This is a genomic window from uncultured Microbulbifer sp., from assembly GCF_913055755.1.
Lineage (GTDB): Bacteria > Pseudomonadota > Gammaproteobacteria > Pseudomonadales > Cellvibrionaceae > Microbulbifer.
This window is the reverse complement of the sequence record NZ_CAJXKH010000116.1, coordinates 1-10,585: the sequence shown is the minus strand read 5'-3', so window position 1 is coordinate 10,585 and position 10,585 is coordinate 1. Positions and strand designations below refer to the sequence as shown.

12 protein-coding genes are annotated in these 10,585 nt (G+C 60.8%); 7 read left to right on the top strand and 5 right to left on the bottom strand.

Translation table 11 applies throughout. From position 1 onward, the window contains the following. The first annotated feature begins 61 nt into the window (after positions 1 to 61). Positions 62 to 2,134, top strand: coding sequence for a TonB-dependent copper receptor (locus QZ511_RS15125; RefSeq protein ID WP_295803590.1), 2,073 nt, complete (start codon positions 62 to 64; stop codon positions 2,132 to 2,134). A gap of 74 nt (positions 2,135 to 2,208) precedes the next feature. Here QZ511_RS15125 and QZ511_RS15120 read toward each other — a convergent pair whose 3' ends face one another. From QZ511_RS15120 to cysK, 5 genes are all read right to left on the bottom strand, one after another. Then, complete coding sequence (locus tag QZ511_RS15120; protein ID WP_295803588.1) at positions 2,209 to 2,766, bottom strand: outer membrane beta-barrel protein; 558 nt, start codon at positions 2,764 to 2,766, stop codon at positions 2,209 to 2,211. Positions 2,767 to 2,818: 52 nt separating this feature from the next. After that, entirely contained in the window at positions 2,819 to 3,094 is a 276-nt protein-coding gene (locus QZ511_RS15115; protein ID WP_295803586.1) for a type II toxin-antitoxin system HicB family antitoxin, read from the bottom strand. Positions 3,095 to 3,341: 247 nt separating this feature from the next. Next, complete coding sequence (locus QZ511_RS15110) at positions 3,342 to 3,548, bottom strand: hypothetical protein (protein WP_295803584.1); 207 nt, start codon at positions 3,546 to 3,548, stop codon at positions 3,342 to 3,344. A gap of 79 nt (positions 3,549 to 3,627) precedes the next feature. Next, positions 3,628 to 4,464: a 3'(2'),5'-bisphosphate nucleotidase CysQ gene (cysQ, locus tag QZ511_RS15105; RefSeq protein ID WP_295803583.1), complete on the bottom strand. Its 837-nt coding sequence runs from the start codon at positions 4,462 to 4,464 to the stop codon at positions 3,628 to 3,630. Positions 4,465 to 4,611: 147 nt separating this feature from the next. After that, entirely contained in the window at positions 4,612 to 5,529 is a 918-nt protein-coding gene (gene cysK / locus QZ511_RS15100; RefSeq protein WP_295803582.1) for a cysteine synthase A, read from the bottom strand. Between the two features lie 115 nt (positions 5,530 to 5,644). Here cysK and QZ511_RS15095 point away from each other — a divergent pair, with 115 nt between their 5' ends. From QZ511_RS15095 to QZ511_RS15070, 6 genes are all read left to right on the top strand, one after another. Beyond that, a complete protein-coding gene (locus QZ511_RS15095; RefSeq protein ID WP_295803579.1) occupies positions 5,645 to 6,346 on the top strand; it encodes a lysoplasmalogenase in 702 nt (233 codons plus the stop codon). A gap of 63 nt (positions 6,347 to 6,409) precedes the next feature. Next, the gene (gene yrfG, locus QZ511_RS15090) at positions 6,410 to 7,072 is read left to right on the top strand and encodes a GMP/IMP nucleotidase (RefSeq protein ID WP_295803577.1); all 663 of its coding nucleotides are present in this window, start codon (positions 6,410 to 6,412) and stop codon (positions 7,070 to 7,072) included. Between the two features lie 210 nt (positions 7,073 to 7,282). Continuing rightward, a complete protein-coding gene (locus tag QZ511_RS15085; protein ID WP_295803575.1) occupies positions 7,283 to 7,663 on the top strand; it encodes a S4 domain-containing protein in 381 nt (126 codons plus the stop codon). 249 nt (positions 7,664 to 7,912) lie between these two features. Continuing rightward, a complete protein-coding gene (locus tag QZ511_RS15080; protein WP_295803573.1) occupies positions 7,913 to 9,454 on the top strand; it encodes a serine protease in 1,542 nt (513 codons plus the stop codon). Between the two features lie 26 nt (positions 9,455 to 9,480). After that, positions 9,481 to 9,933, top strand: a complete 453-nt coding sequence (locus QZ511_RS15075) for a DUF4124 domain-containing protein (RefSeq protein ID WP_295803571.1) — start codon at positions 9,481 to 9,483, stop codon at positions 9,931 to 9,933. Positions 9,934 to 10,033: 100 nt separating this feature from the next. Further along, a partial coding sequence (locus tag QZ511_RS15070; protein WP_295803570.1) for an Hsp33 family molecular chaperone HslO occupies positions 10,034 to 10,585 on the top strand: 552 nt, incomplete at its 3' end.

Sequence of the window (10,585 nt, the reverse complement as noted above, 5' to 3'; positions counted from 1 at the left end):
CTCGCGCATGCCTTGTGCGCGCGAAAACCGCTGCACCCCGAACACAGATCGGGAAAACTTTATGCACACAAATAACCAGTCACGCCTCGGTGTGGCACTCCTCGCCGGTACCTGCTCACTGCCGGCCCTCGCCGTTGCGGCGGCGGAAACGACCGCCGTGGAACAGATGGTGGTAACCGGTGTGAAAACCGAACAACCCCTGAGCCTGGTCACCGACCCGAAGAAGCCGCGCCAGCCGCTGCCCGCCAATGATGGCGCCGACTACCTCAAGACCATCGCCGGCTTTTCGGTGATCCGCAAGGGCGGCAGCGATGGCGACCCGGTATTGCGCGGCATGGCCGGCTCGCGCCTGAATATCCTGCTGGATGGCGAATCCATTCTCGGCGGCTGCAACAACCGCATGGACCCGCCTACCGCTTATATATTCCCGGAGACCCTGGACCAGATAAAAGTCATCAAGGGCCCGCAGACGGTCAGCTATGGCCCCGGCAATTCCGCCGGCGTGGTGCTGTTTGAACGGGACCGCGAGCGCCCGCAGGAAACCGAGTGGGACCTCCACGCCAGCCTGCTCGCCGGCAGTGCCGGGCGCCAGGACGGCCTGGTGGATGCCGCCTACAAGTCCCCGGAGTTCTCCCTGCGCGGCACCGTCACCTCCGCCTCCGCAGACGACTACCAGGACGGCGACGGCGTCACCGTGCACTCCCGCTATGCGCGCTGGAGTGGCCAGCTGGGTTTTGCCTGGACCCCGGATGAAGACACCCGCCTGGAGATCAGCAGCACCCGCAGCGACGGTGAGGCCGCCTATGCGGACCGCGCTGTGGACGGCGCGAAATTTGCGCGGGACAACGTCAATGCCAGATACATTCGCGACAACGTTTCCGAACTGATCCGGTCCGTCGAATTACAGAGTTACTACAACTATGTGGACCACGTGATGGACAACTACACCCTGCGCGCCCCCAGCGGCATGATGTCGATGCAGATGGCGATGAACCCGGACCGCAAAACCACCGGCGGCAAGGTTGCGATGACACTGGTTCCCCAGGGAGATATGGAACTGACGGCGGGGATAGACGCCCAGCAAAATCGCCACAGCAACCGCAGCAGCATGAACCAGGCGGCGATGGACTATCGCGAGCTCGCACGGGAAGCGGACGCGGAGTTTACCCAGGCCGGCCTGTATTCCGAGCTCAGCCGGGAAACCGCTGAAGGGGTGCGCTGGCTGGGGGGGGGCCGTGTGGACCACTGGCAGGTACAGGACCTGCGCGACGAGGTGCGCCTGTCGATGATGTCCGCGGTCGCCAACCCAGGCGCGGGGGAAGCGCGTACCGAGCTGCTGCGCAGCGGTTTTATCCGCTATGAAAAAACCCTGGAAAGCAGCGCACCGTCTTCGGCAACCCTGTACGCGGGCGTCGGCTACAGCGAGCGCTTCCCGGATTACTGGGAAATGATTGCCAGGGAAACTGCCGACTCCGTCAGCGCGCTGGACATCGATTTCGAAAAAACCACCCAGCTGGACATCGGTTACCTCTACCGCGATGAAAATCTGTCCGCGAATATTTCCGCCTTTGCCAACCGCATCGACGACTACCTGTTGATCGAGTCCGGCTTCGCCAAGGCCGGCGCCATGGGCAATACCCGCATCACCACCATCGTGCGCAATATCGACGCGCGCTCCTGGGGCGTGGAAATGGACCTGGGATATCGCCTGGCCGACAACTGGCGCAGTGAGCTGACTCTGTCATCGGTACGCGGTGCCAACGACAGCGACCACACCACCCTGGCGCAACTGCCGCCGCTGGAGGCGCTCCTCGGTCTGTACTACGAGCTGGAGGATTGGTCTGCGGGGGTGCTGTGGCGCAGCATTGCCGCGCAGGAGCGGGTGGATATTGGCAGGGGCAATATTGCCGGACAGGATATCGGCACCACCGACGCCGCCAATATCCTGTCGCTCAACGGCGGCTGGCGCCCGGTGCAGGCGCTGCTGCTGACCGCCGGTATCGACAACCTGCTGGACGAGACCTATGCCGAGCATATCAGCCGGGCAGGCGCGGCGATTGCCGGATTTGACCAGCTCGGCAAGCTCAACGAGCCGGGACGCACCCTGTGGATGAAAGCGGTATACCGCTACTGATACCGAGTCACCCTGATAGGAATACAGCTCAAGGTAAATGTGGCCGCCGGCGCGCAAGCCCCGGCGGCCATTTACTAGAACTGGAAGGCGAAATTCACCGTCAGCGTGCGCAGGTGCCCCAGATCAAACCCTGTCACCTTGCCGACATCGTTGTAGTTGTACTCGATGGAGGTATCAAAATCCCGCGTCCACCGGTAGCGGTAACCGATACCGGCATTCCAGTAATTGTCGTCGCCGTCGTCATCGACGATGTACTCCACATCGTGGCGGTAGACGGTACCGACATCAAACTCGCCGTAGTTCCAGCCCACCATCCAGTAGAGGCACTGCACATCGCAGGACATGGTGAAATCCACCTTGGCACCAATGCCCCACTGATCTACGGACACACTGCTGTCGTCGAAGTTGGTGTAGCGCAACTCAACCTGCCAGATACCCGCAGCCGGCGTCACGCCGATGCTGGCGTAACCGGCAAAGTCCTGATCATCATTGATCTGCTGTTCACCCACCCCGAGTCCCAGGGTGCCGATAAACCGGTATTCGCCCGCACAGTATCCATCCAGGGGGTTGTTCCACTGGGCAAAAGCACTACTGGATGCGAGCAAGGTAAGGAGAAAGAGCACTTTCTTCATTGAGACCATCCTTGGTTCTAAATTACATGCGGCCGGCCACGGCCAAGGGTGTTCAGGATTTGGGGCTGACCTCGTTGGTGACCACATCGATGATGGCCCAGAGGCCACCGGCAAAAGCCGGGTTCTGTCGCAGTAAATCCAGGTCGCCGGGTTCCGGTGCCGGGTCGCCCACTGCCTGCAATCCCTCAAGACGCTCGGCGATGGTTTCGGCCATTTTCTGCAGGGTGCCGTCGAGAGTTTCTCCGTGGCAATGACAGTGCGGGAGATCCGGCGCAATGGCACCGTATCCGGCGAATTCGATATTGTGAACCACAACCGGGTAACGCATGGCATTTACTCTTTTATCAGATGACTTTTATCCCACCAAGGGTAGACCCAATTGCGACAGGTTGAACAAAAATGTCACCAATTAAAAAATTTATGCGACGCAATTATTCAAGGATGCCGGTGCAATAAAAAATTGATCCAGAAATTCAACAAAAAGGTGTACAGGCTTCTGTCAAAATCCGGTTGTGAAGTGCGGGCGTTCGCGAAAAAATCGCTGCGAGAGAAAAGCAGTGAAAAATTGAAATTGATCAGCGGGGGATTCGCCCGAGCAGGGCACGGCGGGAGTAAATCATTTCGCGGTAGGTCTGCAGCAGGGAAACATCCAGGTCCAGCTCGGCACCCTGCAGCTCCTCCATCTGCCGGCTCAGCCAGGTGATTTCCACCTCCAGGCGCTGGCGCAGCATGCGGATTTCCGGTTCGCTGATATTGACGTGGGTAACAGGAGAGCTGGGCATGGTTTTACCTTTTTTACCGTGCGGCCGTCGCGAAAAACAACGGGACGGCCGACTACTTGGTAAAGCCTAGACCAGAAAATCAGTCGAGGAGCAGAGATTTCCAGTTGAACCCCTGGTCACCGATCACGTAGAAGAAGGGATTCAGCAACTCTTCCTTCTGGTTGTAGCGCAGCAGGTTGAACTGGTCGTCCACCACCACACCACCGGCGGCCTCCACCACCGCCTGCGCCGCCGCGGTGTCCCACTCGCAGGTGGGGGCCAGGCGCGGATACAGGTCCGCCGCACCTTCTGCCACCAGGCACAGCTTCAGCGAGCTGCCCATATTCTTGAGGCCGGTCTGTCCCAGGCTGCTCTCGATTCGCTCCAACAGGGCATCTACCGCACCGGCACCGTGGCTGCGGCTGGCGACTACCTCGATGGGCTCGCCGCCGTCGATACGCGGCTGCATCGCCCGCACCTGGATGGCTGTTTCACCGTCGGCGTCGCGTTTGATGGCACCGAAGGACTTGGCACCGGCATAGGTGATGTCCAGCACCGGCACATGCACCACCCCCATCACCGGCTCGCCGTTTTCGATCAGCGCCACATTGACGGTAAATTCGCCGTTGCGGCGGATAAATTCCTTGGTGCCATCGAGAGGGTCGATGATCCAGTAGCGATCCCACTGGCTGCGCTCGGCGTAGGAGGGCATCTTGCCTTCCTCCGACAGTACCGGCACACCATCGATCAGCCCGGCCAGTGCCGGCGCGAGGATCTTGTGCGCGGCGAGGTCTGCCGCGGTCACCGGGGAGTCATCGTGCTTGGTGTCCACCTCGATCTCGCCACTGGCGTTGTACACCTCCAGGATCGCCTTACCGGCCGCTACCGATATGTCGATGACCTGATCCAGCAGCGCCCTGGTTACCACCTTGTCCATCAAACCTTCCCCCAAACCTGAGTCTTTATCGTAAAGCGGGGGATTATACGCAGCCTGGGCCGGCAATGCTGTTCACGACACAAAAACTCTCTGCGAAGGTGGCTGTACCCGGTAGCGCCGCCGCCACCAGGTTTACGTTATGGAAGGTCAGGCGGTAAACAGGTCGTCGATGGAGAGGTAGCGTTCGCCGGTATCGTAGCTGAATACCAGCACCCGGCTGCCGGGGGCGAAGTCCTGCTCGCGTTTCTTCACCGCCGCCAGCGAGGCACCGGAGGAGATACCGACAAAAATCCCCTCCTTGACCGCGCAGGCACGGGCCATATCGAAACTGTCTTCCTCGCTGACACTAATGGTGCCGTCCAGCACTTCCCGGTTGAGGATCTCCGGCACAAACCCGGCGCCGATCCCCTGCAGGCGGTGCATGCCCTTTTCGCCACCGCTGATCACCGGCGACTTTTCCGGCTCCACCGCGAGTACCTTGAGCCCTGGCATGGACTGTTTCAGTACCTCGCCGCAACCGGTGATGTGGCCGCCGGTGCCGACACCGGTAATCAGGTAATCGAGGCCCTCGGGGAAGTCCGCGAGGATTTCCTTGGCGGTGGTATTGCGGTGCGCTGTAACGTTCGCCGGATTCAGGAACTGCTGCGGCATCCAGCTGTTTTCGTGCTCGGCGAGGATCTCCTCGGCCTTGGCAATGGCACCGGGCATGCCCATTTCCTTGGGTGTCAGCACCAGCTCAGCGCCCAGCGCCAGCATGATCTTGCGCCGCTCCACAGACATGGACTCGGGCATGGTGAGAATCAGGCGATAGCCCTTCACCGCCGCCACCATGGCGAGGCCGATACCGGTATTGCCAGAGGTGGGCTCGACGATTACACCGCCGGGCTCGAGGGCACCGCTGGCCTCGGCATCCTCGATCATTCCCAGGGCGATGCGATCCTTGATACTGGCACCGGGATTGAAGCGCTCTACCTTCATCCACACCTCGATGTCGTCGCGGAACAGGTGGTTGATCCGCACGTGTGGGGTGTTGCCGATGGTTTCGAGGATGTTATTGGCTTTCATTGTGCTCTCCCTGACGATGATTGGGTTGCCGCTGGGACGATTGCGTCACTCGCGGCTTTCAAGAATACTCGTGACCGCAAAAGATAAAAATGTATAAGAACACGGGAGAAACACCATGACCACATCCGCAACCGCTGCAATGGACGCCGAGGCCCCGGCTTCCACGCAAAACCTCAAACGGCCAATGATCGCGCTGGCACTGGCCGCTGCGGTGTATATGCTGCTGGATGGCCTGTCCGTTGACGGCAACTGGATGGCGGCGCTGAAAATCGTGCCCATCGGGATTCTGGCGTGGCAGGCCGGCCGGCACCTCGCCGGGACCTCTCGCACCCTGGTGCTGCTGGCCCTGGGCTTTTCCGCGATTGGCGATGTGCTGCTGGCGGTGGAGTTTGCCAACCACTTTATCTTTGGTCTCGGTGCCTTCCTGCTGGCACAGCTGACCTATGCGGGCAATTTTCTGCGCGCGGCCCGCCGCCCCAGCCTGTGTGTGGCCGGGCGCGTCTTTTCGATTCTGGTAGCAGCAACATTGCTGGCGCAACAGATTCTGCCTGCTGCGGGTGCACTGGCATTGCCGGTCACTTTTTATTTTGTGGCGATCGTGACCATGGCGCTGTCGGCGGCACTGCACCGCAGCGGCTCTTCGCTGCTGTTTGCCGGGGCGCTGACGTTTATGGCGTCGGATGCGCTGATTGCGATCAACCGCTTTCTTGACCCGGTTCCGCTGGCGGGCACCTGGATCATGCTCACCTACTACGGCGCCCAGGCGCTGCTGGTTTACGGGCTGATCCGCGCCGATTTGGCGGAGAAGTCCGCTTGAGGGCATAATGGCCGCTGAAATTTTGTACAGATTTACCGCCACGGGCGGTTTCATGAGGTAGGCATGCTGGACTGGAGTCGGATCGATACGGTGCTGCTGGATATGGACGGCACTCTGCTCGACCTGCACTACGACAATCACTTCTGGATGGAGCATCTGCCGATGCGCTATGCGGAGGTGAATGGCATTCCGGTAGCGGAGGCGCAGGCGCTGGTGATCCGGATGACCGATGAGTTGCGCGGCACCCTGGACTGGTATTGCCTGGATTACTGGTCAGATACTCTGAAGCTGGATGTGCCGGCGATTTACCGTGAGATAGAGGACCGCATTGCCCTGCGCCCGCATACGGACCGCTTCCTGCGCAGCCTGCGTACCATGGGCAAGCGCGCGCTGCTGGTGACCAATGCCCACCCGGACGGTCTGGGGCACAAGCTGGAGGTCACCGGTATCGGCCAGTGGCTGGATGAAATCGTCTCCTCCCACGACCTCGGTCATGCCAAGGAGAGCAGCCTGTTCTGGCACGCCCTGCAGGAGCGCCAGCCGTTCCACCCGGGGCGCACCCTGTTTGTGGACGACAACCTGCACGTGCTTGGCGCGGCGCGGGACTATGGGATCGAACACCTGCTGTGTATCCGCCAGCCAGACAGTAAGAGCCCGGCGCGGGAGATTTCCGAGTTTCCGGCGATTCACGATTTTGATGAGATTCTGGGATCCGCGGTTCCCTGAGCCCACTGGTGGCTTTATTTGCCCCTGGTGGCGGCCGGGCACCGGGTGGGGCTTTTCAGGACCGGGCTAGGCGCCCCCCTTAAACCCATCCCTGGGCGCTTCGGCGGCAACATCCCTGTTGCCGACGATCCTGAAAAGCCCCACCCGGCACCCGGCCTTAACTTCAAATTTTTTTACTTCGTAGCTTTAGTAGTAACTGAATAGTTTTTGATGGAAAAAGTACGTATCGACAAATGGCTCTGGGCCGCTCGCTTCTTCAAGACCCGCAGCATCGCCAAGCAGGCCATCGAAGGCGGCAAGGTGCATGCCGATGGCCAGCGGGTAAAAGCCAGCAAGGAAATTACCGCGGGCACCCTGCTGAAAATTCGCCAGGGGTGGGATGAAAAAGAGGTGGAGATCATCGCGCTCTCCGACCAGCGCCGCGGCGCGGATATCGCGCAGACGCTGTACCGGGAAACCGAAACCAGTATTGCCAAGCGCGAACAGTACGCAGCCGAGCGCAAGGCGAGCAATGCGGGAATCTCCAGCGACCGGCCAAACAAGAAGCAGCGGCGGCAGATTCACAGGTTCCTGCGGGAGTCCCAAGACTAAGGCCATATAGCGGAAGGCTTACAAATTACCAAACCCGGATTTTAAGGCCGGGCACTGGGTGGAAGTTTTCAGGAGCGTCGACGGCATGGACGCCGTCGACGCAGCTTACAGGGACGTACTTGCAGCGGTCCTGAAAACTTCTACCCAGTGACCGGCCGCCACCACCGGTCAAACGAAGCTCCGATATCTCGGGACAACGGTGCATAAACCGCCAACCAGACCCAAAGTGCTAAACTGCCCGACAAACTAATGAATAAAGCCGACGCCGTAATGAAACAACTGCTGACATTCTGCCTGCTGATTCTGTGTTTCTCCCAGCCCGCCAGCGCCGATAACCGCGAGCGGGAACAGATCAAGCGATCGATCATCAAGATCTACACCACCGCCGCTGCCCCCGACTACTTCAATCCCTGGGCCCTGCTCAATGCCCAGCAGCTGTCCGGCTCCGGCGCGGTGATTGACGGTAAGCAAATACTCACCAACGCCCACGTCATCGCCAACGGCAGCTTTATTCAGGTACAGCGTCACGGCGACGCGCAGAAATTCCGCGCGCGGGTGAAATTTGTCTCCCACGACGCCGACCTGGCGCTGCTGACGGTGGAGGATGAGAGCTTCTTCGACGACACCCGCCCGCTGTCCCTGGGCAAGCTCCCCGACCTGCAGGAAGAAGTCACCGTGTACGGCTATCCCATCGGCGGCAAGTCCCTGTCGATTACCCGCGGCGTGCTGTCGCGGGTGGAGCACCAGTACTATGCCCACGCCGAAAGCTACCTGATGGCGGGGCAGATCGATGCCGCAATCAACCCCGGCAATAGCGGCGGTCCGGTCATTTCCGGTGGCCGTATCGTCGGTGTGGCGATGCAGACCAACCACAGCCAGGGTGCAGAAAATCTCGGCTATTTCGTGCCGCCGAGTGTGATCGACCACGTACTGAAAGACGCTGAAGACGGCGTCCACCAGGGCTTCCCGGAGCTGGGAGTCGTTACCCAGAGCCTCGAGAGCCCGTCCATGAAAGCCGCCGCCGGCCTCGCGGAAGACCAGCAGGGGGCGCTGGTGGTGCGGGTATTTGAAGACTCTCCCGCGGCCCAGGTACTGAAGTCCGGCGACGTGCTGCTGGCGGTGGACGGCTATGAAATTGCCCCGGACCGCACCATCGAGTGGCGCGAAAACCAGCGCACCAACTATCACTATGCGGTGGACCAGTACCATGTGGGTGACCAGCTGCCGGTGCGCTATGCCCGCAACGGGGAAATCCACACCGCGGAAATCACCCTGAGCGCGACGCCGCCGTCGCGTTCGCTGGTACAGGGGGAGAAGTTCGATCAGCGCCCGCGCTACTATATCTATGGCGGTGTTGTGTTTGTGCCGCTGAACATGAACCTGATCAAGCGCTGGGGTAACAACTGGCACTCCAAGGCGCCGATCGAGTACCTGTACGCGCGCAACCAGTGGTCGTCTCCCGAGCAGAATGAACTGGTGGTGGCACTGAAGGTGCTGCCGGCACCGGTAAACCTGGGTTACCACGACTGGAAGAACTGGATCATCGAATCCGTTAACGGCACCAGGATCCACAACTTCCAGCAGTTTTCCCAGCTGCTGGAAAACAACCAGCAGCCGTTTGTGGAACTGCTGGACAGCGCCGGTTACCGCATGGTTCTGGATGCCGCCGCCGCCGGCGAGCAGCAGCCGTTTATCCTGCAGACCTACCAGATTCCGGATCGCCACTCCCAGGGGTTGTTCGGCGCCCTGGCCAACACCGAGACCGCGGACAGCGGCGACGGCGGCCAGTAACTACCGCAGGGAAAAGGGAATTACCCGTGAACAAGCACATGCGACGACACCTGCTGCTGATACTGATCGCGGCGCTGACCTGGCAGCTGCCGGCCGCCGCCGAGGAGCTCTACCGCTGGGTGGATGCCGACGGCAAGGTACACTTCGGCGACCGCCCGCCCCAGGATGCGGAGGCGAAATCCATCGCGGATGAACTAAAGCCCATCAACTTCTCCGATGCCGCCGGGGAACAGGATTACCCCGACAACCGGCGCGCGGACCAGATAGCGCAGGAATACCGCAACCAGAAGCGCCAGCAACAACAGAAGCAGATCCGCCACCAGCAGCTGGTGTGCAAGCGCGCGCAACGGCAGCTGAAGATTCTCAAGGGGCGGGTCTATTTCGTCGACGCCGAGGGCAACGAAACCACCGTCAGTGAACGGGAACGTCAGGCCCAGGCCCGGGCGCTGGAAGCGCAGATCCGCCAGTATTGCGGCTGACCTGCGTCCGCCCCCGGCGACCAACCGTCGCCGCAAGCGGCTATCATAAATCACCTGCGCGTCCTAAAATCGCCCCCATTTTTCAGCGAGGCGCCTTGTTATGTCCGATCAGTTGGAACGCTTTATCTTTTCCAACCACGATATCCGCGGCCAGTTGGTCACACTCACCAACGCCTACCGCGAAGTGCTGGCCCAGAACAGTGACCTGCCGCAACCGGTACAGCAGCTGCTGGGTGAATTCCTGGCTGCCGCCTGCCTGCTTTCCACCACCCTCAAGTTTGAAGGCATCTTGATGTTGCAGGCACGGGGCGAGGGCGATGTGCCACTGCTGGTGGCGGAGTGCACGCACCACAGTGACCTGCGCGGGCTGGCGCGGATGGCGGAAGGTGCAAAAATCGAGGATGGCGCCACCCTGCCTCAGCTGGTGGGCAACCGCGCGGCGCTGGTGATCACCATCACCCCGGAGGAGGGCGAGCGCTACCAGGGCATTGTGCCCCTGGAAAAGGAAACCCTGGCGGAGTGCCTGGAGGACTATTTCACCCAGTCGGAACAGCTGCAGACCCGATTCTGGATCGAATCCAGCCCGGATACCGTGGGCGGCATCATGTTGCAGGTACTGCCCGGCAACAACGCCGCCACTCCGGCGGACAAC

Bases quoted from the DNA above. Each gene is read 5' to 3' on its own strand.
- QZ511_RS15095 (WP_295803579.1), top strand. From the start codon at position 5,645: ATGACCACATCCGCAACCGCTGCAATGGACGCCGAGGCCCCGGCTTCC.
- cysQ (WP_295803583.1), bottom strand. From the start codon at position 4,464: ATGGACAAGGTGGTAACCAGGGCGCTGCTGGATCAGGTCATCGACATA.
- QZ511_RS15085 (WP_295803575.1), top strand. From the start codon at position 7,283: ATGGAAAAAGTACGTATCGACAAATGGCTCTGGGCCGCTCGCTTCTTC.
- cysK (WP_295803582.1), bottom strand. From the start codon at position 5,529: ATGAAAGCCAATAACATCCTCGAAACCATCGGCAACACCCCACACGTG.
- yrfG (WP_295803577.1), top strand. From the start codon at position 6,410: ATGCTGGACTGGAGTCGGATCGATACGGTGCTGCTGGATATGGACGGC.
- QZ511_RS15110 (WP_295803584.1), bottom strand. From the start codon at position 3,548: ATGCCCAGCTCTCCTGTTACCCACGTCAATATCAGCGAACCGGAAATC.
- QZ511_RS15080 (WP_295803573.1), top strand. From the start codon at position 7,913: ATGAATAAAGCCGACGCCGTAATGAAACAACTGCTGACATTCTGCCTG.
- QZ511_RS15120 (WP_295803588.1), bottom strand. From the start codon at position 2,766: ATGAAGAAAGTGCTCTTTCTCCTTACCTTGCTCGCATCCAGTAGTGCT.
- QZ511_RS15115 (WP_295803586.1), bottom strand. From the start codon at position 3,094: ATGCGTTACCCGGTTGTGGTTCACAATATCGAATTCGCCGGATACGGT.
- QZ511_RS15125 (WP_295803590.1), top strand. From the start codon at position 62: ATGCACACAAATAACCAGTCACGCCTCGGTGTGGCACTCCTCGCCGGT.